The sequence below is a fragment of the Streptomyces sp. NBC_01549 genome (assembly GCF_026339955.1).
Lineage (GTDB): Bacteria > Actinomycetota > Actinomycetes > Streptomycetales > Streptomycetaceae > Streptomyces.
Window position 1 is genome coordinate 607,579 of sequence record NZ_JAPEPW010000002.1, and the last position, 22,346, is coordinate 629,924.

The following is a 22,346-nucleotide window of genomic DNA, read 5'->3' on the forward strand; positions in this document are numbered from 1 at the left end:
GGGCTGCGGCGCGATGGGAGCGAGCCGAGTGACCACTGATCGTGTGGACGCGTCAGGACACGGCTCGGCCGGTCCGCTCGCGGGCATCACCGTGGTGGCTCTGGAGCAGGCGGTGTCGGCTCCCATGTGCACCCGCACGCTCGGAGACTTCGGGGCGCGGGTGATCAAGGTGGAGAACCCTCGGGGCGGCGACTTCGCCCGGCACTACGACGACGTGGTGGGCGGCCTCGCGGCCCACTTCGTCTGGCTCAACCGGGGCAAGGAGTCGGTCGCCCTGGACCTCAAGTCCCCGGCCGGGATGGCGGTGCTGCGCCGGCTGCTCGACCGCGCCGACGTCCTGGTCTCCAACCTCGCGCCCGGGGCGACCGCGAAACTCGGCATCGCCCCCGCCGACCTGGCCGTGAGCCATCCCGAGCTCATCGCGGTGGAGATCGACGGGTACGGGCCCGGCGGGCCGCTCTCCCACAAGCGCGCCTACGACTTGCTGGTCCAGGCCGAGTCGGGGGCGTGCGCGACCACCGGCCGACCGGGCGCGCCGGCCAAGGCGGGGCCGCCGATGGCCGATGTGAGCACCGGTCTGTACGCCGCCCTGTCGATCATCGCACTGCTCTGTGGGAAGGAGCGCGGCCAGGTTCGGGGGCCCACCTCCGCCGCGGTCAGCCTGTTCGACACCATGACGGAGTTGATGGGCTACTCGCTGACCTACACCCGGCACACGGGCGTGGACCAGGAGCCGAAGGGCGTGGGCTCGCCCGCGGTGGCGCCGTACGGCGCCTATCCGACGGCCGACGGTCACACCGTCGTCCTCGGCACCACCAACGACGGTGAGTGGCAGCGGCTCGCGCGCGAGCTGCTCGGCCGCCCCGATCTGGCGGACGACGAGCGTTTCCGGAGCAACTCCGGCCGGGTCGCGCACAGTGAGGTCCTCGACGCGGAGATCGGCGCGTGGTGCGCGCGCCACGATCTGGCGTACGTCCAGGACCGTGCGGATGCCGCGGGGATCGGGAACTCCCGCTACAACACCCCCGGCGACGTCGTCACGCACCCGCACCTGATGGCCCGCGACCGCTGGCGCCAGATCGACACGCCGGTCGGTCCCGTACCGGCGCTGCTGCCGCCCCCGGTCATCTCCGGCTACGAGCAGCCGATGGGGCCGATCCCGGCCCTCGGTGAACACACCGCGGGCGTCCTCGCCGAGCTGGGGATCAACACCGAGGGAGAGCTGCGGTGAGCGAGGAGCCGGTGACGCGTTCTGTTCCGGCGCGGACATCTCAGGGGCAACGACCGGAAGGGTCGACATGCGGGAAGCAGTGGTCGTGGAGGCGGTCCGCACCGCCGTGGGCAAGCGGAACGGCAGGCTGTCCGACATGCACGCCGCCGACCTCTCCGCGGTCGTGCTGGGCGCGCTCGTCGAGCGGACGGGGATCGATCCGCAGGTCGTGGACGACGTGATCTGGGGCTGTGTCTCCCAGGTCGGGGACCAGTCGAGCAATATCGGGCGCTATGCGGTGCTGGCCGCGGGCTGGCCCGAGAGCATCCCGGGCACCACGGTCAACCGGGCCTGCGGGTCGAGCCAGCAGGCGCTGGACTTCGCCGCGCAGGCGGTCATGTCCGGCCAGCAGGACGTCGTCGTGGCGGGCGGAGTCGAGGTGATGAGCCGGGTCCCGCTCGGGGCCGCGCGCTCCACCGGCATGCCGTACGGACCCCAGGTCCTCACCCGCTACCAGGACTTCTCCTTCAACCAGGGCATATCGGCCGAGAAGATCGCGCGGAAGTGGGGCTTCTCGCGGGAGCGGCTCGACGCGTTCTCGGCGCTGTCGCACGAGCGGGCCGCGGCGGCGCGGGACGCCGGTGCCTTCGAGGCCCAGATCACCGCCGTGTCGACCGAGGGGGCGACGACGGTGGCCCTCGACGAGGGGATCCGGCGTGGTACGAGCGTCGAGACCCTCGCCAAGCTCAGGCCGGCGTTCATCGAGGACGGTGTGATCCACGCGGGCAACGCCTCCCAGATCTCCGACGGGGCGGCGGCGCTGCTGGTGACGACACCGGAGAAGGCACGTGAACTGGGGCTGACGCCGCTCGTGCGCTACCGCGCGGGCGTGGTCACCGGCTCCGACCCGGTGCTCATGCTCACGGGCCCGATCCGCGCGACCGAGAAGGTGCTGCGCAAGGCGGGCGTGGGCCTGCGGGAGATCGGCGTCTTCGAGGTGAACGAGGCCTTCGCACCCGTACCCCTGGCCTGGCTCGCCGAGACCGGCGCCGACCCCGCGCTGCTCAATCCGCTGGGCGGCGCGATCGCGCTCGGCCATCCGCTCGGCGCGTCGGGGGCGGTGCTGATGACCCGCATGGTGCACCACATGCGCGACCACGGAATCCGCTTCGGCCTGCAGACCATGTGCGAGGGCGGCGGCACCGCCAACGCGACCCTCGTAGAGCTCGTATCCCCCGCACCCTGAGCACCCTCACGGAGGACGTCGTGCGCCGAGAACTCTTCACCCCCGACCACGAGGCGTTCCGCCAGCTCGTCCGGGACTTCGTGGCGAAGGAGGTGGTCCCCCACTACACGGAGTGGGAGCACACGGGCCGGCTGCCGCGCGAGCTCTTCGAGCAGCTCGGCTCGCTCGGGGTGCTGGGCATCTCCCTACCGGAGGCGTACGGCGGAGCGGGTCTGCACGACTACCGCTACAACGTCGTGCTCCAGGAGGAAGCGGCCCGCGCCCTGGTCACGCTCGGCACCGTACGCACCCAACTCGACGTCGTCCTGCCGTACTTCCTCGCCTACGCGGACGAGGGCCAGCGCGAGCGCTGGTTCCCCGGGCTCGCGGCGGGCCGGCTGCTGACCGCCGTCGCCATGACCGAACCGGGCACGGGCTCCGATCTCGCGGGCATCCGCACCACCGCCGTACGCGAGGGGGACGCTTACGTCCTCAACGGGGCCAAGACGTTCATCACCGGCGGTCTCCTCGCCGACCTGGTGATCGTTGTGGCGCGTACGTCGACCGATCCCGACAACCGGCGGGCGGGCCTGACCCTGCTGGTCGTGGAGGACGGGATGCCCGGGTTCGCCCGCGGCCGGGTGCTCGACAAGATGGGCATCAAGGTGCAGGACACCGTGGAGCTGTCCTTCGACGATGTGCGGGTCCCGGTCGCCAACCGGCTCGGCGAGGAGGGCGCGGCCTTCGGCTATCTCGGCCACAACCTCCCCCAGGAGCGGATGACGGTGGCGGTCGGCTCGGTCGCGCAGGCGAAGGCGGCGCTCGACACCACGCTCGAGTACGTCAAGGAGCGGCAGGTGTTCGGGACCCCGGTCGCCTCCTTCCAGAACACGAAGTTCGAACTCGCCGCGGTGGCCGCCGAGATCGAGGCCGCTCAGATGATGCTCGACCGGGCGGTGCGCGAGCTCGTCGACGGCGAACTCTCCGGAGCGGACGCGGCCAAGGTGAAACTGTTCTGCACGGAGATGCAGGCGCGGGCGGTCGACCGTTGTCTGCAACTCTTCGGGGGGTACGGGTACATCCTGGAGTACCCCATCGCCCGGCTGTACGCGGATGCGCGCATCACCCGCATCTACGCCGGCACGAGCGAGGTCATGAAGGTCATCATCGCCAAATCCCTGGGACTGTGAGCATCATGGCGGACTTCTCCAGCAGGACCGGCGTCGCGTTCGTCGCGGGCGGCACCGGCGGCATCGGCGCGGCCGTCGTGCGCGTGCTGGCCGAGCGCGGCAGCGACGTGGCGTTCACGTACCGCACCAGCCGGGCCGGGGCCGACGCCCTCGCCGCCGAGGTGAAGGCGTACGGGCGCCAAGTCCTCGCGCTCCGCCTCGACCTGGGCGACGAGCAGGACACGGCGGACGCGGTCGCCGAGGCGTCCGACGCCTTCGGGGGCCTGCACACGCTCGTGTACGCGGCGGGCCCGCACGTGCCGATGATGCACCTCAGCAAGGTGACGCCGAGTCAGTACCGGGCCCAACTCGACGCGGACGCGATGGCGTTCTTCAACCTCGTCCATCCCGCGCTGCCCCGGCTGCGGGAGACGCGGGGCGCGATCGTCGCCGTCACTACCGTGGCCACCCGCCGGTTCCCCGTGCGCGACGGGCTGTCGTCGGGCACGAAGGGAGCGGTCGAGGCGGTGGCGCGAGCGCTGGCCGCCGAGGAGGGCCGCTACGGCGTCCGTGTGAACTGTGTCGGCCCCGGCATGCTGACCGACGGCATCGCCGCCCGTCTGATCAGCTCCGGGGAACTCGACACGGCGGCCCTGGAGATCACCCGGCGCAACATCCCGCTGCGCCGCTTCGGCGAGGCGAAGGACATCGCGGAGGCGGTGGCGTTCCTGGCCTCGGACCGCGCCGGCTTCATCACCGGGCAGGCGCTGGGGGTGGACGGCGGATACAGCGTATAGCGCCCCACGTGTTCACTCCGGCGGCGTGATCCGCCGTCCGCCGATGAACGTCGCGCGTACGACGTCGGCGGACATGAGGTCGAGGGCTTCCTTCAGCGGTACGTGCAGGAGGCACAGGTCGGCGACCGCGCCGACCGGCAACCGCCGTGCCCGTGACGGGTGTCGGGGCTCGCCCGCGAAGAGGTCCAAGGCCGCCCGCCGGTCCATCGCCTCCCCGCCGGCCCGCTCGACGGCCGCCCGCATGGCCGCCCAGGGGTCGGCGGTCCCGAACGGTGCGTCGGTCCCGGCGGCGAGCGGAATCCCCGCCTCGGCCAGGGACCGGCAGCGGTACAGGTGAGCCTGGTCGTCAGGCTCCACATCGGTCGCGTACTCCCGTCCCCGCTCCACGGGAAAGTGCGGCTGCGTCACGACCGTCACGCCGAGCCGCGCGAGCCAGGGCATCGTCTCGGCCGGGATCACCGACCCGTGCTCGATCCGGTCACCCGCGACCGGCCCGGCCTCGTCCAGGGCGAGCAGCGTCACGAGCAACTGCACCCGGGTCACACAGTGCACAGCCACCGGGCGGGGCCGTACCGCCGCCATGGACGCCGCGAGTTCGTCCGGCGTCGGCAGGGTCGCGTCGTCTAGCAGGAACTTCACAGGCGCGTCGCCGACCCCCATCACGACGAGCCGCTGCGGCAGCACCGACAGCAGCTCCAGCAGACCCTCCCCCGGAAGCGGATCCGCGTTGGTGAACCCGGTGATCCCGTACGCCGCCGCCCGGGCCCCCACGCCGCGCAGATCCAGCCGTACGGGCGGAGCGAACCCGCGCAACCGCTCGTCCTGCCTCCAGAACCGCCCGTCGCCCTCGCCGTCCAGACCGGCGGCCCGCAACGCGGCGCTGTTCCACACCCACAGGGCCCCGCTGCGATGCTGGACCCGTACCGGCCGATCCGGCGCGAACCCGTCGAGCACCCGTCGGTCGAGCTCCCCCGCGACGCTCTCGTGGTAGCCGACGGCCCGTACCCACTCCCCCGGCGCCCCCCGCCGCAGGGCGGCCACCAGTCCCTCCCTGTCACCCGCGTCCGCCGGGCCGACCCGGATGGACGCGGCCTCGGCCGCCAGCGCCGCCGGGTGGACGTGGTGGTCGTGCAGGCCGACCAGCAACGCGCCGCCCCGGCCGTCGACATCGCCGCGCCCCGCAAGCCGTCGGCCGATCCCGACGACCCGTCCTCCCCCGAGCCGCACGTCCACCCGGCCGAAGCCCTCGACGTCCACGTCGCTGATGAGCACGTCAACGACTGCCGGCGAGGGCGGCGGCACAGGCGGCCATGGAGAGGCAGAGAAGTTCTCCTCCGCCGTCGGCCAGCGAGCGGGCGACGGCGTGGGCGGCGAAGACGCCGGTGACGGGGTCGGCGAGCGCGTCGCCCAGGAAGACCGGGTCGCCGGCGCGGTCGAGGCCGGTGAGGCCGCCCGCGACCGCCGCGTCGTCGCCGAAGGCGATGCGGTCCTCGTCGCGGCCGTAGCCGGTGATGCTCAGCCAGACACGGCCGGGGCGGGCCGCGAGGAACTCCTCCGCGCGGATGCCGAGTCGGCGCAGTGCCCTCGGTCGTGACGCCTCGATGACGACGTCCGCCCCGGCGACGACCTCGGCAGGTGCCCCGGAGGCGAAGTCGAGCACCAGGCTCTCGTGTCCGTCGTGCGGCCAGCGGTAGAAGGCGGGCGATCCGTGGCGGGCGCCGTCCGCTCTGGTCGTGCTCTCCACCTTCACCACCCCGGCCCCGGCCTCCCCCAACAGCCGGGCGCACAGGGGGCCCGCCCACAGGGCCGAGAAGTCGACGATCCGCAGCCCGGCCGGCTCACGTGGGCTCGCCGCCTCGCCTCGCTCGGCGCGTACGGGAGCACGGGTGCCGCGGGCCGAACCGAGGGCGGCGGCCGCGATACCGAGCAGTTGCGCGTGTGCCGCCACCTCGGCCGCCCCGACTCGCCGTGCCGCCTCGCGCGGTTCCTCCGTCCCCGCTCCCCCGAGCAGCGCGACGAGAGCAGGCACGGCGGACAGGTCGTCGGGGCGGGCCAGGTTCACGGCGGCCCAGCCGTCGGCGGTTTCGAGGAGGTGGCAGGAGCCGCCGGCCGAGACCCTGCCGGGGAGGGGGAGGCCTGTGAGGTCGGCACGGAGGAAAAGTGCGGTCGGTATGTCCACGGGCACGCCGGTGAGGCCGGTGAAGGCCTTCGCCACGTCGTGGAGGGGGCCGAGGAACGGCTCGACGGGTTCCATCCAGCCTCGCAGAGTCTCATTCTCCATTCCATGAACCCCCTTCTCGACCGTGGCGATCTCCCATTACACTCCAGTCGCCGCCGGTTGGGGAGGGGAACGACATGACCTTGGACTCCCCCTTCCACCTGGTCGACCTCGACCGGGAAGCGCCCGTGTGGGCCGACGCGAAGGATCGGGTTCTCGTCGGTGTGGCGGCACAACCGGTCGACGCGGCCGCGGAGTTCGACATCCTGCTCACGGGTGTCGCCGATCCCCCTCGCCCGTGGGTGGGATGCGCGGACCCGTACGCCGTCGCCCAGCGCCTCGCGGCGATCGTCGCGGCGCAGCCGGCGGCCTCCGTCGCGCTGACGCAGGTGCTCCGCATGGGCAGTCGGCTCCCTCCCTCCGAGCGGCTGGTACTCGAGTCCCTCGCCTACTCGATGCTGCAGAGCGGTGCGGGCTTCCGCGCCTGGCTGGCCTCGGCGCACCCGCGCACTCCACGTCCGGCCGCCGAGCCCGTATGCCTGTCCCGTGACGGCGACCGGCTGGCCATCACCTTCGACCGGCCGTGGGTGCGGAACGCGTTCGACGCCGGGACCCGGGACGCCCTGTGCGAGGCGCTGCACGTCGCCGTGGCGGATCCGTCGATCGCGCGTGTCGACCTGTACGGGAACGGTGTCGCGTTCTGCAGCGGAGGAGACCTGGCGGAGTTCGGGACGTCCCGCGATCCGGCGCTGGCCCACCTGCTGCGGGTGCGGCGCAGTCCGGCCGCGCTTCTCCAGCAGTGCGGGCCCCGGGTGACCGCGCATCTGCACGGCGCCTGTGTCGGCGCCGGCATCGAGCTGGCGGCGTTCGCGGGGCGGGTGCTGGCCGCGCCGGACACGGCGATCCGGTTGCCGGAGATCGGGATGGGGCTCATCCCGGGCGCGGGCGGCACGGCGAGCCTCCCGGTCCGCATCGGCAGGGAGCGCACCGCGTATCTCGCCCTGTCGGACGGCACGTTGAGCGCGGAGGAGGCGCTCGGCTGGGGCCTGGTCGACGGAATGTCGGCTGCTCCCCCGGCATGTGTGCCGGAAGTCGTGAACACTTAACTGGTTAAGTGCTCACGACTTCCGCGGAGGATGGTCGGCGAGATCACCGCGGCGAACGCCCCCTGGCCGCGCGTCAGCTGTCGGTCCACTCCGGCTTCCTGCGTTCCGCGAAGGCGCGGGCGCCCTCCGCCGCGTCCTTGCTGCGGAACACCGACATGACCTCGTCCGATTCGGCCCAGCGACGTTCCCGTATCAGCTTCTTGGTCATGGCGACGCCCAGCGGACCGTTGGCGGCGATCCGCCCGGCCAGGGCGAGCGCCTCCTCCCGCACCCGGTCGGCGGGGACGGCGCGGTTCACCAGGCCGGCCCGCTCGGCCTGCGTGGCCGTGACCGGATCGCCGGTCAGGCCCATTTCCAGGGCGACCGCCAGCGGCACCCGGTCGGCGAGCGTCGTGCCGCCCGCGGCCGCGAACAGGCCCCGCTTGACCTCGGCGATCCCGAGCGTGGCGTCCTCGGCCGCGACGACGAGGTCGCAGGCCAGCACCATTTCGAAGCCGCCGCCGAGCGCGGAGCCGTTCAGCGCCGCGATCACGGGGGTGCCGATGCCGTCACGGAAGAACCACACCAGGCCGTCGAACTTGCCGCCGCCCTTCGCGAACGCCTTGAGGTCCATGCCCGCGCAGAACACCGTGTCGGCGCCGGTCAGGACGATCACCCGGACCGCCGGGTCGGCGTCCGCCTCCCTCAGGATGTCCGACAGGTCGTCGATCAGCTCCGGATTCAACGCGTTACGGGCCTCGGGCCGGTTCAGGGTCGCGACGAGGACGTTGCCGATCCCTTCGGTCAGGACCAGGTCGCTCATCGGGCGTCACCCGTCGCCGCGCGCGCCCGGGAACGGTACGCTTCCAGCTTCTCGGCGGGCTCGATCAGGCGGTGGCTGCGCGACTGGATGGACACGTCGTGGCCTTCGGCCCGCTTGCGCAGCGCTCCCACCGTGGCCTGCTCGCGCGGGACATGGGCGAAGGGATCGAAGGAGTACCAGCGCATGGCGTTCTCGTGGGTCATCTTGTCGATGTCGGAGTCGGACACGTCGAAGCGCTCCATCACGCCCATGAGTTCCTCGGGCGCCTCCGGCCACATCGAGTCGCTGTGCGGGTAGTCGCACTCCCAGGCGATGTTGTCGATGCCGATCTCGTGACGGAGTTTCACCCCCATCGGGTCACTGATGAAGCAGGTGAGGAAGTGCTCCCTGAAGACCTCCGACGGCAGCTTCCCGCCGAAGTCCTGGAGGGTCCAGGCCGCGTGCATCTCGAAGGTGCGGTCCACGCGCTCCAGGAAGTAGGGGATCCAGCCGGTGCCGCCCTCCGACAGGGCGATCTTCAGATCGGGGAAGTCCTTGACCGGCTGGGACCACAGCAGGTCGGCGGCGGCCGAGACGATGTTCATCGGCTGCAGGGTGATCATGACGTCGGGCGGCGAGTCGACCGCCGGTATCGCCAGCTTGCCCGAGGAGCCGATGTGCACCGACAGCACGGTGGCGGTGTCGGACAGCGCACGCCAGAGCGGGTTCCAGTACGGGTCGTGGAAGCTCGGGTACCCGAGCACCGCGGGGTTCTCAGTGAACGTCAGCGAGTGACAGCCCTTGGCCGCCACCCGGCGCACCTCCGCCGCGCACAGTTCGGCGTCCCAGATGACGGGGATCGCCATCGGGATGAACCGGCCGGGATGCGCCCCGCACCATTCGTCGATGTGCCAGTCGTTGTAGGCCCGCACGAGGGCGAGCGAAAAGTCGGCGTCCTCCGTGGCGAAGAGCCTGGCCGCGAACCCCGGGAAGGACGGGAAGTTCATCTGGGCGAGGATGCCGCCCGCGTTCATGTCGGCGACGCGCTCGTTCACGTCGTAGCAACCGGGACGGATCTCGTCGAGGGCCTGCGGTTCGAGGCCGTACTCCTCCTTGGGCCGGCCGGCCACCGCGTTGAGCGCGGCGGTGCGGATCACCGTCTCCCGGAACGTCCAGGTGTCGGTGCCGTCGTCCTGGTGGACCAGCTGGGGCGCGTCGTCCTTGTACCGCTCGGAAAGGTGGTTCACGAACATGTCGGGGGGTTCGATGATGTGGTCGTCGACGCTGATGAGGATGAGATCGTCTCGATCCATGACGGGTTCCCTTCAGAAAGGGGGAGGCAGGCGGCTCGGGTGGGGGCTTGGGGGCGTACGGCTAGTCGGAGGCGGGCAGCGGCTTGGCCGTCTTGATGGTCATCGGGACGCCGTCGCAGCTCAGTTCGCCGGTGCCGGAGGAGGTGCAGAGCACTTCGAGGGCCCCGTCGGCATCCACGTACCGCTTGCCGATGAGGGTGACGGCCTCGGCCACGCCGCCCGGCGCCGGCTTCGCGCCGGTCGCGGGGACCATCGGGCTGCCCCCGCAGGCGAGCTGGGCCGAGCCGCCGGCGGGGGCGCGGACGACGACCACCCGCGTGCCGCAGACGGCGCTGGCGAGCTGGTCACCGGGGCGCAGCGTCGTTACCGGTGGGGTCATGGTGGATGTCCCTTTCGAGCAGGCGATCGGCGAGCAGGTTGATGTCGTAGGACTGGCGGGCCATCCAGAACCGCAGGAAGCCGGTCAGCGAGTACCGCAGGAAGAGCGCGGAGCCCACCACGGCCGCGGAGATGCCTCCCAGTCCGAGCGCGAGTCCGTCGCCCTGGACGAGCGGGTCGACGGTGTTGTGGGACACCAGGTAGCCCGACACGCCGAGCACCAGGCCGCCGACCATCAACAGGACGCCGAGGCGCAGCCAGAGGGTGGCCCGGGCGGCGGCCGGGTCGGGGATCTTCAGTACCGCCAGTTCTCGGACGAAGCGGTCCGCGCGCGGCTCGGTGGTGGTCATGCGGAACTCCCCAGGTAGAGGGCGGACAGTTCGGCGCGCAGCCCGCCATCGGGGTGGCCCTGCCGTTGGACCCGTCCTCGTACGAGGACGGCCGCGTGGTCGGCGATGTCGAGGACGGCGGCCGCGAACTGCTCGACCACCAGGACGGCCACGCCCTGCCGGGCGATCTCGGCGACCTGCTCGTAGAGACGGCCGACGATCAGCGGGGCGAGTCCCATGGAGAGTTCGTCGAGCAGGAGGACGGCGGGGTCGGTGGCGAGGCCCCGGGCGAGGGCGAGCATCTGCTGCTCGCCGCCGGAGAGGGTGCCCGCTGCCTGCGAGGCGCGGCGGTGGAGGATCGGGAAGCGTTGGAAGGCGATGTCCTCGATCTCGGCTCGGCCGCGGCCGGTGAAGGTCATCATCAGGAGGTTGTCGCGGACGGACAGGTTGGGGAACACGCCGCGTCCCTCGGGGATCAGACAGACCCCGGCGCGGGCCAGGTCGCGGGGGTCGGCGCCGGTCATGTCCCGGCCGCCCAGCAGGAGACGGCCGGATTCGAGGGGGTGGACTCCGGAGGCGACGCGCAGGGTGGTGGTCTTGCCCGCGCCGTTCGGGCCCAGGAGGGCCACCACCTGCCCGGGGGCGACCTGGAGGTCGACGCCGTGCAGGACCGTGATCCGGTCGTAGGCGGCACGGACGCCGCTCAGTTCGAGAATGGCGCTCACGCGTCCCCCAGGTAGGCCGCCAGGACGGTCTCGTCGTTCCGGATCACCTCGGGCGGCCCGGACGCGATGACCTTGCCCAGATCGAGTACGTACACCTCGTCGCACACACCCATGACGAGGCTCATGTCGTGTTCGACGAGGACCACGGCCGTGCCGTCGTCGGTCAGCGAGCGCAGCAGCGTGGCGAACCGTTCGGTCTCCTCGCTGTCCTGTCCGGCGGCGGGTTCGTCCAGGAGGAGCACTATGGGCCGGATGACCATCGCGCGGCCGACCTCGACCAGGCGGCCGACTCCGGTGGGCAGTGCGTCGGGCGGGCTGTCGGCGAGATGCGTCAGGCCGAGCCTGGTGAGGGTCTCGGTGACGGCGTGGTGGGCTCGGCGCCTGTCGGGGCCGAGTTCGGCCGCGACGAGGAGGTTGTCGCGGACGGTGAGGCGGCCGAAGAGCTCCAGCCGCTGGAAGGTGCGGGCCAGTCCGCGCCGGGCGCGGCCCGCGGGGCTGGTGCGGGTGACGTCGTGTCCGTCGAGGAAGACCTGTCCGGAGGAGGGCCTGCGCAGTCCGGAGGCGACGTCGAACAGGGTGCTCTTGCCGGCTCCGTTGGGGCCGATGAGTCCGGTCACGCGGCCCGGTTCGGCGGTCAGGGCGACTCCGTCCAGAGCCCGGTTGCCGCCGAAGGCGACGGTCACTCCGCTAATCCGCAGCGAGGCCACGGGCGAGCACCTCCCTGTCCTCGGGGCCCCGGGCGCGCCGCAGTCCCCACCACTCGACGGGAACCTCAGGTTCGGTCGGGGCGGCGGTCTGCCGGGCCGTCGCCCAGATCCGCAGCGCCACCCCCGTGGCCACCGAACAGCCCAGGAACGTCCAGCCGTTGATCAGGTCGCCGAGGCGCAGGACCCACAGCAGGGCGAGCACGCACAGCAGGCCGGGCAGGGCGATCCGGTCCCGGCCGAGCGGCTCCCACTCGCGACGGAAGCGGACCACGATGCCGTCGGGGTTGTGGCCCAGCCCGATGCCGGCGAGGCCGGGCAGCAGGGCGACGAGGTTCTGTGCCCAGGGCGCGACGGCGACCAGCGCGTTCGTCGGGCCGATGTAGGCGGTCCCGGCGAACAGTCCGTTGCCCACCGTGCCGAGGCCGCCGACCACCGCGACGAGGAAGATCGGCAGTCCCGCCACCAGGTTGAACTGGTCGGCGGTGATGGACCGCTGCTGCATTCCGTACAGCGCCCCGCCGAGCCCGGCGATGCCCGAGGAGAGCGCGAATACCAGGACCTTGGCCCGCAGCAGGCTGCCGCCGAGGGTCGCGTAGGCGGCCTCGCTGTCGCGCAGCGCGATCAGCCGCCGCCCGAACCGGCCCCGGCGCACCGCCGCCACGACCAGCGAGGCGAGTGCGAGGCAGACGGCCGCGAACACCAGTTGCTTCGCCGGGGTGTCCACTTCGAGGCCGAGGAGCCGGGGTCCGGCGACGTCCACCGAGCCCTGGTCGAACAGGGCGATCCGCATCCCGAACAGGTGGAAGGCCGGCAGGGTGAAGATCCACCGGTCGAGGACGACCGCGAAGGCGGCGGTCCCGAGCGCCAGGTACACCCCGGACAGCCGCAGCGCGGGGAGCGCGACGACGGCGCCGGCCACCGCGGAGACCAGGATCGCGGCGGCAAGGGCCCAGAACTCCCCGTGCGCGCCCAGGTGGGCCCATACGACGGCCCCGATCCCGGCCATGCTCAGCTGGCAGAGGGAGATCTGCCCGGCGTACCCGGCCAGGGGTACGTACGACAGGGCCACCACGCCGAGCGAGAAGATGGCGTCGTAGGTGATGAGGTCGGTCTCGCCGAGGACCGAGGCCAGCACCGCGCCGAACGCGACGACACAGACGGCGAACACGGCCGTGCCGCGGGCCGTCGGAACCGGCACCGGGCGCAGCTTGCGGTCGCGGCCGCGCAGCCGCCGGTGCGGGAATGCCAGCAGGGCCACGAACAGCAGCAGCGCGGGGGCCGCCAGCCTGAGGCCGGGGAGGTAGGCGTTCTGCGGGAGATAGCCGGTCAGATAGCTCTCCACGCAGCCGATCACGATCGCGCCGACGAAGGTGAGGGGCACGCTGCGCAGCCGGCCGAAGATGGCCGCGGTGTAGGCGCTGACGATCAGCAGCGAGAGCTGGGCGGCGTCGAGGGTGACGGTCGGGGCGATGAGGATGCCGCCGATCGCGGCGAGTTGGGTGCCGAGGATCCAGGCGGTCTTGTTGGCCCGTACGGGATGGGCTCCCGTCAGCCCGACCAGGGCGCGGTCGTCGACGGTCGCCCGCATCTCGGCGCCGGGGCGGGTGCGGTAGAGCAGGATCCGCAGGCCGATCGCGACCAGCACCGCGACGGCCATGGTGAGGGCCTGATGCCAGGTGACCACGGCCGAGCCGATGTGGAAGGGCTTCCGGTCGGCGAAGAACGTCGGCAGGGTCCGCGGCACGTTGGGGTCCCAGATCCACCGGGCGACGGCGATGAGTGCGCTGAGCAGGGCCACCGTCATGACCAGTCGTTCCGCCTCGCCCAGTGCCTGGACGGGTCTGAGGACGGCTTTCTCGACGAACAGGCCGAAGGCCGGGGCGAGGACGAGCAGGACCACGGCCAGCGCCACCGGGACCGGCCAGCCCCAGCCGCCGGTGAGCTGCCAGTAGGTGAAGGCCGACAGCATGCCCGCCGCGCCGTGCGCGAAGTTGAAGACGCCGGTCGTCGTGTAGGTGAGCACCAGACCGCTGCCGATGACCGCGTAGATCGCGGCGGTGCTCAGGCCGACGACCCCGAAGGTGAGGAACTGCTCCATGACGGGCCTTCACTCACACTCTCGCCGGGACCGGCGAGGGCGGACGGTCTCCACGGCCGGTCGGCCGAGAGGCGGTGGTGCCATCTGCCGCGAGGCGTACTCGGCGACCGCCCCCAGGGCGGCGAAGGGTGTGGGCTGATTCAAGGGGCCGCCTCCTCTCTACTGGTGGAAACTAGCTTCTCACTGAGGGAGAATCAACCATTCAAGCAAAGGCGGGAGAGACGATGAGCGTCCAGCGCAGGGGAACCGCGATCGCCATGACCGACACCGAGCGGGACACCTTCCTGCGAACCCAGCCGCTGTGCCGGGTCGCGACCGTCGGACGGAACGGAGATCCCCATGTCAGCGCCCTGTGGTTCGTGTGGGACGGGTCCACGCTGTGGCTCAACTCGCTGATGCGCAGCCAGCGCTGGACCGATCTGGACCGGGATCGGCGGCTCAGCGTGATCGTCGACGACGGGGGCACGGACTTCTTGACACTGCGCGGCGTCGAACTACGGGGCAGCGCCGAGGTCGTCGGCGAGGCGCCCCGCAAGGGGGACCCCCTGGACGAGCTCGTCGGCCCCGAACAGCTCTTCGCGGACAAGTACATGGGCGGCGGCACCTTCCGGTACGACGGGAGGCACGGCTGGCTCCGGCTCACCGTGGAGAAGGTCGTGAGCTGGGACTTCGCGAAGCTCCGCCGCGACCGTTGACGTCATGACCCACGCATGGAAACCTGCCACTCATGAATGAGAATGCTATTCTCACCGAAGGGTGGAAGGGTCCTTGTCCATTGACGACCTGATGGAGATTCAGCAGCTGCTGGGCCGCTACGCGGTGCACATGACCCGGGGCGACATCGACGGGGTGCTCGCGGTCTTCACCCCCGACGGCACCTACAGCGCCTTCGGCGACACCTACGGACTCGACGAGTTCCCCGCCCTGGTCGCCGCCGCGCCCAAGGGTCTGTTCCTGGTGGGTACGGCCGTGATCGAGCCGCCCGCGGACGGAGAGGGGGACGGGGACGGGGACGGGAACACCGCGACCGGCACCCAGCCGCTGTGCTTCATCGACCACGCCACCCACGCCATGCGGATCGGCTACTACAACGACACCTATCTGCGGACCGCCGACGGCTGGCGGCTGCGTACGCGGGCGATGACGTTCATCCGCCGCGGCGGAGCGCACGACTCGGGCCGCCCGCACGCGTTCGAACGCCCGGGCGCATGATCGTCACGGAGTTCCGGTCGGGTCTGCGCGGCTGGCTCGACGGGAACGACCTCTCCCCCGGGCCCGATCACTCCCTCGACGGCCAGGTCGCGCAGTTGGCCCGGGTCCGGCGCGCGCTCTACGAGGCGGACTGGATGCGGTACGGCTGGCCCGCCGAGGTGGGAGGCCTCGGCGGGCCGGCCGTACTGCGGGCCGTGCTCGGCGAGGAGGTCGCCTCCCGGGGCCTGGCCGAGCCCGGCATCTACTCGATGGTCGAGGTGCTCGCCCCGACGATGATCTCGTACGCCCGTCCGGAGCTGGCGGCGGAAATGGTCCCGCTGCTGCTCGGCGGCCGGGAGCAGTGGTGCCAGGGCTTCTCGGAACCCGGCTCGGGCAGCGACCTCGCCTCCCTCACCACCCGGGCCGTCCCCCGGGACGGGGACTGGGTGGTGACGGGCCAGAAGGTGTGGACGAGCCTCGCGCAGTACGCGGCCCGGTGTGTCCTGCTCACCCGCACCGCGCCGGGCCACGACGGGATCACCGCGTTCTTCGTCGACATGGACGCCCCTGGCATCACCGTGCGGCCACTGCGCACGATGCACGGCGTGGACGAGTTCGCCGAGGTGTTCTTCGACGACGTGGTCGTCCCCGCCCACCGGATGCTCGGCCGTCCCGGCGACGGCTGGCGACTCGCGATGGACCTGCTCCCGCACGAGCGCTCCACCTGCTTCTGGCACCGCGTCGCCCATCTCTACACCCGGCTCGACCGGCTGCTCACGGAGCTGGCCGAACCGGATGACCCCGGGGAGGACCTGGCCCTGGGCGCCGCCTATCTGGCTCTGCACACCATGCGCTGCCGCTCCCACGGCACCCAGCGGCGACTCGCGGCGGGCGCCCGGCTCGGCCCGGAGACCTCGGTCGACAAGGTGCTGCTGGCCACCGCCGAGCAGCAACTCTTCGACACCGCCCGGGACATGCTCCCCGGCGTACTGGAACTGACGGACGCGCCGTGGCGGGAGGAGTACCTGTACTCGCGGGCGGCGACCATCTACGGCGGCACCGCCGAGATCCAGCGCAACATCATCGCCCGTCGGCTGCTGGACCTGGGAAGGGACTGACACACGATGGATGCCGCCGAGCGGGACCTGTTCGCGCAGACGCTCCGCAAGACGATGACGGCGGGGTCGGGCAGCGCCCTCGACACGGCCCTGGCCGACCTCGGCTGGTCCGACCTGCTGACGCAAGCACCGGACGTGGCGGTCCCTCTCACGTTCGGACTGCTCGGCGAGACCGGCGCGCACGCGCCGCTGCTCAACGACGTCCTGCTGCACGCGGCGGGACGTGCCGTCGGGGGCACGCTGCCCCTGCCGTACACGGGCGGCGCGTGGGCCGTGTGGGAGCGCACGGACGAGGCGGGCGGCGCGCTGGACGGCGAACTGCCACTGCGGACCGTCGCGGCCGGGGATCCCGTCCCGCTCGCCGCGGGACGCCGGGCGCTCGGCTGGTGGCTCCTGGGCACCGGCCGCGCGATGCTCGGGCTCGCCCGCTCGCACGTGCTCGACCGGACCCAGTTCGGCCGTCCCCTCGCCTCTTTCCAGGCCGTACGGCACCGGCTCGCCGAGACCCTCGTAGCGCTCGACGGCGCCGAGGCGACCCTCCTGGCCGCCGAGGACGACCTCGGCTGCCTGCTCGCCAAGGCGGCGGCCGGACAGGCGGCGCTGACGGCCGCCCGGCACTGTCAGCAGATCCTCGGCGGGATCGGCTTCACCGCCGAGCACGACCTGCACCGGCACGTCCGGCGGGCCCTCGTGCTGGACGGACTGCTGGGCAGCGCACGGGAGTTGACGCGGGAGGCCGGGGCACTCGTACGGGAGGGCCGCTCGGCTCCGCGACTTGTTCAGCTGTGACGCTGGGCACCGGAGCCGTCGAGGGGCCACCAGGTGCCCGACTGCCACACACGGCCGTCCCAGACGGCGCGTCGGGCGCCGCGGGGGTCGTCGACGGTGCGGGCCCCGGCCGCGTCGAAGACCATGGTGGCGCGCCTGGCGGTGGAGTACGCGGGCCAGTCCGGTAGACCCTCGGCAGTGGGGACGCCGGTCGTGACGAAGGCTCCCCAGGCGTCATGGAGCCGCTGGTTGACCCCCGGGCCGCCGAGCCAGACGGCGTCGTCGTCCGTGCCGTGGAACGCCGGCAGCGTGCCGGAAGGAGCGACCGACCGCGGGAGGCCGGTCAGGGGCACGTCGTAGCGGGAGCGCCACACGGGAGCGTGCGCGGACTGGGCGTCCGCGAGGCGGGCCGTGGGGATGCCGTACCGCTCGCCGGTCATGACGTCGACGCGCAACTGAACCGGATCCTGGGCGAGTTCGGGCCGGGCCGCCACGTAGGCGGCGAGGATCCGGTCACGTGCGGCGGCGCCGAAGTACTCCTCGAGGACCCGGTCGGCCTGATCGGCCGCGTCGGGGTCCAGCAATTGGTAGAGGGCGCATTCGTTGACACATGTCTGGGCCAGCAGCGAGACACCCGCGGCGGCGCCCGCCGCGATGGCGTCCAGGGGCTTGCCCGTCAGGGCGAGTCCGTCGATGGAGGGGCGCCACAGCCAGGCGGTCCGTACGCCCTCACCGAGCGCCGTCTGCGCATCGAGGATCTCCTCGGCACTCACCTTCCAGAGGTGTTCCGCTCCGGCTCCCAGCGCGCGCAGGAACCGCCGGGCGACCGCGGCGTCCTGGGCCCGGTCGGCGACGTGGTCCGCCCCGCCGCTCGACGAGGCGGCACGGTGGATCATCCCTCCGGTGAGGGGTGAAGCCAGCAGGTTGGCGACGGACTTGGCGCCGGCGGACAGGCCGTACACCGTGATGCGGTCCGGATCGCCGCCGAATCCGGCGATGTTCTCGTGGACCCAGCGCAGTGCGGCGATCTGGTCGTGCAGGCCGAAGGCGCCGGTGTGTTCCTCCCCGTCCACGGCAAGGAACCCAAGGGCGCCCAGCCGGTAGTTGAACGTCACGACGACCACGCCGTGGCGGCGTGCGAAGGTACGGCCGCCCCCGGCGATGTCGCTGCCGGCGCCGACCTGGTAGCCGCCGCCGTGGATCCACAGCACCACGGGAAGGCCCTCGGCGTCGGCTGGGGCCGTCACATTGACGTACAGGCAGTCCTCCGACGGCTCCGGCAGAACGGGGGCGTCGGCGAAGCTCGTCGTACCGGCGGGGATCAGTGCCGGCGGCTGCAGGGCGGGCGCCCCGTACGCGAGGGCGTCGCGTACGCCGCTCCACGGCTCGGCCGGCTGCGGCAGCCGCAGGCGCAGCGGGCCCACGGGCGGGGCCGCGTAGGGGATGCCGCGCCAGGCGAGGACGCCCTCGTCGATCTCGGCGCCCCGCACCTTGCCGCCGGTCGTGTCCACGACGTACGCCGTCATGCCGTCCGTGCCCTCCTGCCGTGACGTCACGATGTCGGCGGCCAGCTTACGGGTGAAGGGGAGCAACTCCTCGTGCGGCAAATTCACGAGACAAGAATCTCGTTCTCATAATGTGCATACCTTACTATCGGCACATACAAATCGACGGTACGGTCCGTGGATTGCCGGACGGTCCCGGCTCCCGGGTGAAGGCCCATGTCGGCCGACCCGTCCCTCGTTCACCCCGCCGCATCCCACCGAACCGCACCGGGAGTGCCTGTGACCGACCTCTGGAACGACCTGCGCGCCTGCCTGGAGCTGCGCCCCGATCCGTCGGCACCCGAGCCCGTCAGGGGCTTCGAGGGATCCAACCAACACCTTGGCTATCACCGGCTGTTCGGCGGGCAGCTGCTCGCCCAGTTCGTCCGGGCCGCCGCTCTCACCTGCCCGGACAAGGCCGTCAAGTCCCTGCACGCCCAGTTCCCGCGCGAGGGCCTGACCGACGAACGCGTGCGCTACGAAGTGACGCGGCATCGTGAGGGCGGCACCTTCGCGACGCTGACGATCGTCGCCCGGCAGACGCCAGGTGTCATCGCCACCGCCTCGGTGTCCCTGCACGCCGAGGAGGACGGACTCGACCAGCAGAGCGACTTCGAGGTCCCGTCCGTGCCCGGCACGGAGCACGACGTGGACCTCGGCCTCATCCCCTGGACGACGCGGTCGATCACCGACCTGGAGACCCCGAAGGCGGAGCCGCCCGAGTACGACCTGTGGATGCGCACACCGGAGGTCGCCCCCGAACTCGCCCCGGCGCTCATCGCGTACGCCACCGACCTGACGCTCATCGGCACCGCCGTGCGCCGCCTCGAAGGGATCTCCCAGCGGGACTCGCGCACCGCGTTCACCTCCGCCGTCACCTCGCACAGCCTCTGGTTCCACCGGCCGCCGCGCACCGAGGACTGGCTGCTGCTGCACCAGCACAGCCCGATCCTCGCCCACGGCCGCTGCTTCGGCCGGGGGGACGTCCTGACCGAGGACGGCTCTCTCGTCGCCTCGTACGTCCAGGAGGCGCTGCTCCGCTTCCGGCACTGACGCACTGACCCACCGGCAGCTTCCGGATCAGGATGCCGGGACCTCGATGACCGTCGCCGAACCCATGCCGCCGCCCGCGCACAGCGCGGCCACACCGATGCCGCCGCCACGCCTGCGCAGTTCGTGGACGAGCGTGACCAGCATGCGCGCCCCGGTGGCGGCGACCGGGTGGCCCAGGGAGCAGCCGCTGCCGCTGAAGTTGACCGTGTCCGGGTCGAGTTCGAGCAGCCGGACGGCGGCGACGGGCACCGAAGCGAACGCCTCGTTGATCTCGAACAGGTCGACGTCGGCGATCGACAGGCCGGCGCGGGCCAGGGCCTTGGGGATCGCCTTCACCGGGGCCAGGCCGATCTCGGCGGGGTCGACGCCGACGGACGCCCAGGACCGTAAGGTGCCCAGGACCGTCAGCCCCTCGCGGGCCGCCGTCGTGTCGCCGGCGACGACCAGGGCGACCGCGGCGTCGTTGGCGCCCCCCGCGTTGCCGGCCGTGATGCTGAACCCGTCGATCTCCGGGTGCAGCGGCTTCAGCTTGGCCAGCTTCTCGGCGCTGGTGTCCCGGCGCGGGTGCTCGTCGACGGAGAACAGACCGTGAGGGGTGTCGATCGGGACGATCTCCTCCTTGAAGCGTCCCTCGTCGATGGCCGCCACGGCGTTGCGGTGGGAGCGCAGTGCCCAGGCGTCCAGTTCGGCGCGGGTGAGGCCCGCCGCGACGGCGGTGTTCCAGCCCACCGTGATCGACATGTCCTTGTTGGGGGCGTCGGGACGGTCGGGGTGGGTGGGCGACATCCAGGGTTCCCACTCCCCGTCGACCCGGAAGAGCGCCTTCGGGGAGGTGGAGGCCGAGTTCACGCCGCCGGCGATGACCAGTTCGTCCATGCCCGCCATCACGCACGCGGCGGCGCTCTGGACGGCGGCCATGCCCGCGGCGCAGTGCCGGTTGTTGGCCAGCCCCGCGACCGAGGTGAGCCCCGCGGTGACCGCGGCGTGCCGGGCCAGGACGCCGCCTCCGTAGAGTCCCTCGCCGAGGATCACGTCGTCGATGAGGGTCGGCTCGAGGCCTTCGGCCGCGGCGGTGACGATGTGGTGGGCCAGGTCGAACGCGGTCGTGTCGCGCAGGGTGCCCTTGACGGCGGTACCGATGGGGGTGCGCAGCGCGGACACGATGACTGCTTCAGGCATGGGTGGTCTCCAACTCGGCCAGGAGGGTGCGGCGCAGCAGTTTTCCGGTCTCGGTCTTGGGGAGTTCGGCTCGGAACACGACGGCGTCCGGCGTCTTGGACGAGCGGAGCCGGTCCTTGACCCACTGCCGGATCTCGGCCGGGTCGCCCACGCCGACGACGATGGCCACGATCCGCTGTCCCCACTCGGGGTCGGGCAGCCCCACGACGGCCGCCTCGACGATGCCGGGATGGGCGAGGAGTACGTCCTCGATCTCGGCCGGGGCGATGTTCTCGCCGCCGCGGATGATGGTGTCGTCGGCACGCCCCTCGATGAAGAGGTAACCGTCGGCGTCGAGCCGTCCCCGGTCCCCGGTGGCGAACCAGCCCTCCGCGTCCAGGGCGCTGCGGCCGCCGTACTCGCCGGAGATCTGCTCGCCGCGTACGAAGACCAGTCCGGTCTCCCCCGGCAGGGCCGGCTTGTCGTCGTCCGTGCGGATCTGGATCTCGATCCCGGGCAGGGCCCGGCCCACCGAGCCGAGGCGGTCGCGTACCGCGGGGTCGTCCGACACGGACGCCTGCCAGTGGTCGTCGGGGCCGAGGACGGCGATGGAGGAGGCGGTCTCGGTCAAGCCGTAGGCGTTGACGAAGCCGGTCTGCGGGAAGACGCGCAACGCCCGCTCCACGATGGGCCCCGGGGTGCGCGCGCCGCCGTAGGCGAGGCTGCGCAGCAGGGGGGTCCCGGCGTCGTCACCGGGCACTTCGGCGACGACCCGAGCGAGCATGGTGGGGACCACGAGGGCGTGGGTGATCCGCTCCCCGCGTACGGTCTCCAGCCACTGCCGCGGTTCGAACGCCTGTAGATACACGATCCGGCGGCCGGAGTAGAGGTTCGTCAGCAGGTTCATCAGTCCCGCGACGTGGTACGGCGGTACCGCCACCAGTGACGCGTCGCCCTCCTCGGCCGACGCGAACTCCTGGGTGTTCAGCACATAGGCGAGCAGATGGCGGTGCCGGAGCACGGCCGCCTTGGGCTCGGCGGTCGTGCCGCTGGTGTAGAGCAGCACGGCGACGGAGTCCTGGTCCTGCGGCGGGTCCAGGAACTCCACGTCCGGCCGCGCGTCGAGGAGGGCGTCGAGGTCGGCGGGGCGCAGGACCACGGCGCCGGGATGACGGTCCAGCAGTGCGTTCAACTGCTGCTCGCCCAGCCGGTAGTTGACCGGGACGAAGGGGACGCCCGCCAGAGCGGCCCCGAACAGGGCGACGGGATAGGCGAGTTGGTTGGCGCCGAGATAGACGACGGCCTGACGGTCCCGGAAGCGGTGGGCGGCGGCATGGGCGCGGTGCAGCAGTTCGGCGGCGGTCAGCGAACGGCCGTCCGCCGTTATCACCGCCCGATCGCCGGCCGAGGCCGCCATCTCAAGGATCATGGCGATATTCATGAGAATGCTATTCTCAT

At 72.0% G+C, this 22,346-nt stretch carries 22 protein-coding genes; 10 read left to right on the top strand and 12 right to left on the bottom strand.

Annotation, left to right across the window (positions count from 1 at the left end; translation table 11 throughout):
• Nucleotides 1-28 precede the first annotated feature (28 nt).
• The 4 genes from OG819_RS37355 to OG819_RS37370 all read left to right on the top strand — a co-directional run bounded on the left by OG819_RS37355 (nucleotide 29) and on the right by OG819_RS37370 (nucleotide 4,401).
• Nucleotides 29-1,231 carry a CaiB/BaiF CoA-transferase family protein gene (locus OG819_RS37355; RefSeq protein ID WP_266633331.1) on the top strand — a complete coding sequence of 401 codons (1,203 nt, stop codon included), beginning with the start codon at nucleotides 29-31 and terminating at the stop codon, nucleotides 1,229-1,231.
• A gap of 67 nt (nucleotides 1,232-1,298) precedes the next feature.
• A complete protein-coding gene (locus tag OG819_RS37360; protein ID WP_266633329.1) occupies nucleotides 1,299-2,456 on the top strand; it encodes a thiolase family protein in 1,158 nt (385 codons plus the stop codon).
• A 20-nt stretch (nucleotides 2,457-2,476) separates the two neighbouring features.
• Complete coding sequence (locus OG819_RS37365; RefSeq protein WP_266633328.1) at nucleotides 2,477-3,625, top strand: acyl-CoA dehydrogenase family protein; 1,149 nt, start codon at nucleotides 2,477-2,479, stop codon at nucleotides 3,623-3,625.
• Between the two features lie 5 nt (nucleotides 3,626-3,630).
• Nucleotides 3,631-4,401 carry an SDR family oxidoreductase gene (locus OG819_RS37370; RefSeq protein ID WP_266653520.1) on the top strand — a complete coding sequence of 257 codons (771 nt, stop codon included), beginning with the start codon at nucleotides 3,631-3,633 and terminating at the stop codon, nucleotides 4,399-4,401.
• A gap of 12 nt (nucleotides 4,402-4,413) precedes the next feature.
• On the opposite strand, the gene OG819_RS37375 is transcribed toward OG819_RS37370, so the two are convergent.
• Nucleotides 4,414-5,673: an amidohydrolase family protein gene (locus OG819_RS37375; protein WP_266653522.1), complete on the bottom strand. Its 1,260-nt coding sequence runs from the start codon at nucleotides 5,671-5,673 to the stop codon at nucleotides 4,414-4,416.
• A gap of 1 nt (nucleotide 5,674) precedes the next feature.
• Nucleotides 5,675-6,682: a CoA transferase gene (locus OG819_RS37380; protein WP_266653524.1), complete on the bottom strand. Its 1,008-nt coding sequence runs from the start codon at nucleotides 6,680-6,682 to the stop codon at nucleotides 5,675-5,677.
• A 74-nt stretch (nucleotides 6,683-6,756) separates the two neighbouring features.
• Here OG819_RS37380 and OG819_RS37385 point away from each other — a divergent pair, with 74 nt between their 5' ends.
• On the top strand, nucleotides 6,757-7,725 hold the full coding sequence (locus OG819_RS37385; RefSeq protein ID WP_266653526.1) for an enoyl-CoA hydratase/isomerase family protein: 969 nt from the start codon (nucleotides 6,757-6,759) through the stop codon (nucleotides 7,723-7,725).
• Between the two features lie 73 nt (nucleotides 7,726-7,798).
• Here the strand turns inward: OG819_RS37385 and OG819_RS37390 are convergent, their stop codons facing one another.
• From OG819_RS37390 to OG819_RS37420, 7 genes are all read right to left on the bottom strand, one after another.
• Complete coding sequence (locus OG819_RS37390; protein WP_266653528.1) at nucleotides 7,799-8,527, bottom strand: enoyl-CoA hydratase-related protein; 729 nt, start codon at nucleotides 8,525-8,527, stop codon at nucleotides 7,799-7,801.
• The gene (locus OG819_RS37395) at nucleotides 8,524-9,819 is read right to left on the bottom strand and encodes an amidohydrolase family protein (RefSeq protein ID WP_266653530.1); all 1,296 of its coding nucleotides are present in this window, start codon (nucleotides 9,817-9,819) and stop codon (nucleotides 8,524-8,526) included. Before OG819_RS37395 ends, OG819_RS37390 begins: the two co-directional genes overlap by 4 nt.
• A 61-nt stretch (nucleotides 9,820-9,880) precedes the next feature.
• Entirely contained in the window at nucleotides 9,881-10,198 is a 318-nt protein-coding gene (locus OG819_RS37400; protein WP_266633313.1) for a hypothetical protein, read from the bottom strand.
• Nucleotides 10,164-10,547 carry a hypothetical protein gene (locus tag OG819_RS37405; protein WP_266633311.1) on the bottom strand — a complete coding sequence of 128 codons (384 nt, stop codon included), beginning with the start codon at nucleotides 10,545-10,547 and terminating at the stop codon, nucleotides 10,164-10,166. Before OG819_RS37405 ends, OG819_RS37400 begins: the two co-directional genes overlap by 35 nt.
• Complete coding sequence (locus tag OG819_RS37410; RefSeq protein WP_266653532.1) at nucleotides 10,544-11,251, bottom strand: ABC transporter ATP-binding protein; 708 nt, start codon at nucleotides 11,249-11,251, stop codon at nucleotides 10,544-10,546. Before OG819_RS37410 ends, OG819_RS37405 begins: the two co-directional genes overlap by 4 nt.
• Entirely contained in the window at nucleotides 11,248-11,958 is a 711-nt protein-coding gene (locus OG819_RS37415; RefSeq protein ID WP_266653534.1) for an ABC transporter ATP-binding protein, read from the bottom strand. The genes OG819_RS37410 and OG819_RS37415 overlap by 4 nt, the downstream gene beginning before the upstream one ends.
• A complete protein-coding gene (locus OG819_RS37420; protein WP_266653536.1) occupies nucleotides 11,939-14,056 on the bottom strand; it encodes an ABC transporter permease in 2,118 nt (705 codons plus the stop codon). The genes OG819_RS37415 and OG819_RS37420 overlap by 20 nt, the downstream gene beginning before the upstream one ends.
• A 224-nt stretch (nucleotides 14,057-14,280) precedes the next feature.
• On the opposite strand from OG819_RS37420, the gene OG819_RS37425 reads away from it, so the two are divergent.
• The 4 genes from OG819_RS37425 to OG819_RS37440 all read left to right on the top strand — a co-directional run bounded on the left by OG819_RS37425 (nucleotide 14,281) and on the right by OG819_RS37440 (nucleotide 17,154).
• Nucleotides 14,281-14,751, top strand: a complete 471-nt coding sequence (locus OG819_RS37425; protein ID WP_266653538.1) for a pyridoxamine 5'-phosphate oxidase family protein — start codon at nucleotides 14,281-14,283, stop codon at nucleotides 14,749-14,751.
• Between the two features lie 73 nt (nucleotides 14,752-14,824).
• Nucleotides 14,825-15,268, top strand: a complete 444-nt coding sequence (locus OG819_RS37430) for a nuclear transport factor 2 family protein (protein WP_266653540.1) — start codon at nucleotides 14,825-14,827, stop codon at nucleotides 15,266-15,268.
• Nucleotides 15,265-16,365, top strand: a complete 1,101-nt coding sequence (locus OG819_RS37435; RefSeq protein WP_266653542.1) for an acyl-CoA dehydrogenase family protein — start codon at nucleotides 15,265-15,267, stop codon at nucleotides 16,363-16,365. The genes OG819_RS37430 and OG819_RS37435 overlap by 4 nt, the downstream gene beginning before the upstream one ends.
• A gap of 6 nt (nucleotides 16,366-16,371) precedes the next feature.
• Nucleotides 16,372-17,154, top strand: coding sequence for an acyl-CoA dehydrogenase family protein (locus OG819_RS37440; protein WP_266653544.1), 783 nt, complete (start codon nucleotides 16,372-16,374; stop codon nucleotides 17,152-17,154).
• Here the strand turns inward: OG819_RS37440 and OG819_RS37445 are convergent.
• Nucleotides 17,145-18,746: a carboxylesterase family protein gene (locus tag OG819_RS37445; protein WP_266653546.1), complete on the bottom strand. Its 1,602-nt coding sequence runs from the start codon at nucleotides 18,744-18,746 to the stop codon at nucleotides 17,145-17,147. The genes OG819_RS37440 and OG819_RS37445 overlap by 10 nt on opposite strands.
• Before the next feature lie 171 nt (nucleotides 18,747-18,917).
• On the opposite strand from OG819_RS37445, the gene OG819_RS37450 reads away from it, so the two are divergent.
• Nucleotides 18,918-19,730 (top strand): acyl-CoA thioesterase domain-containing protein, encoded by an 813-nt coding sequence (locus OG819_RS37450; RefSeq protein ID WP_266653548.1) that lies wholly within the window; start codon nucleotides 18,918-18,920, stop codon nucleotides 19,728-19,730.
• A 27-nt stretch (nucleotides 19,731-19,757) separates the two neighbouring features.
• Here OG819_RS37450 and OG819_RS37455 read toward each other — a convergent pair whose 3' ends face one another.
• Both OG819_RS37455 and OG819_RS37460 read right to left on the bottom strand, forming a co-directional pair.
• Nucleotides 19,758-20,909, bottom strand: a complete 1,152-nt coding sequence (locus OG819_RS37455; RefSeq protein ID WP_266653550.1) for a thiolase family protein — start codon at nucleotides 20,907-20,909, stop codon at nucleotides 19,758-19,760.
• Nucleotides 20,902-22,329, bottom strand: coding sequence for an AMP-binding protein (locus OG819_RS37460; RefSeq protein ID WP_266653552.1), 1,428 nt, complete (start codon nucleotides 22,327-22,329; stop codon nucleotides 20,902-20,904). The genes OG819_RS37455 and OG819_RS37460 overlap by 8 nt, the downstream gene beginning before the upstream one ends.
• Nucleotides 22,330-22,346: the final 17 nt, after the last annotated feature.

Bases quoted from the DNA above. Each gene is read 5' to 3' on its own strand.
- OG819_RS37360 (WP_266633329.1), top strand. From the start codon at position 1,299: ATGCGGGAAGCAGTGGTCGTGGAGGCGGTCCGCACCGCCGTGGGCAAG.
- OG819_RS37370 (WP_266653520.1), top strand. From the start codon at position 3,631: ATGGCGGACTTCTCCAGCAGGACCGGCGTCGCGTTCGTCGCGGGCGGC.
- OG819_RS37380 (WP_266653524.1), bottom strand. From the start codon at position 6,682: ATGGAGAATGAGACTCTGCGAGGCTGGATGGAACCCGTCGAGCCGTTC.
- OG819_RS37385 (WP_266653526.1), top strand. From the start codon at position 6,757: ATGACCTTGGACTCCCCCTTCCACCTGGTCGACCTCGACCGGGAAGCG.
- OG819_RS37390 (WP_266653528.1), bottom strand. From the start codon at position 8,527: ATGAGCGACCTGGTCCTGACCGAAGGGATCGGCAACGTCCTCGTCGCG.
- OG819_RS37395 (WP_266653530.1), bottom strand. From the start codon at position 9,819: ATGGATCGAGACGATCTCATCCTCATCAGCGTCGACGACCACATCATC.
- OG819_RS37400 (WP_266633313.1), bottom strand. From the start codon at position 10,198: ATGACCCCACCGGTAACGACGCTGCGCCCCGGTGACCAGCTCGCCAGC.
- OG819_RS37405 (WP_266633311.1), bottom strand. From the start codon at position 10,547: ATGACCACCACCGAGCCGCGCGCGGACCGCTTCGTCCGAGAACTGGCG.
- OG819_RS37420 (WP_266653536.1), bottom strand. From the start codon at position 14,056: ATGGAGCAGTTCCTCACCTTCGGGGTCGTCGGCCTGAGCACCGCCGCG.
- OG819_RS37425 (WP_266653538.1), top strand. From the start codon at position 14,281: ATGAGCGTCCAGCGCAGGGGAACCGCGATCGCCATGACCGACACCGAG.
- OG819_RS37435 (WP_266653542.1), top strand. From the start codon at position 15,265: ATGATCGTCACGGAGTTCCGGTCGGGTCTGCGCGGCTGGCTCGACGGG.
- OG819_RS37440 (WP_266653544.1), top strand. From the start codon at position 16,372: ATGGATGCCGCCGAGCGGGACCTGTTCGCGCAGACGCTCCGCAAGACG.
- OG819_RS37455 (WP_266653550.1), bottom strand. From the start codon at position 20,909: ATGCCTGAAGCAGTCATCGTGTCCGCGCTGCGCACCCCCATCGGTACC.
- OG819_RS37460 (WP_266653552.1), bottom strand. From the start codon at position 22,329: ATGAATATCGCCATGATCCTTGAGATGGCGGCCTCGGCCGGCGATCGG.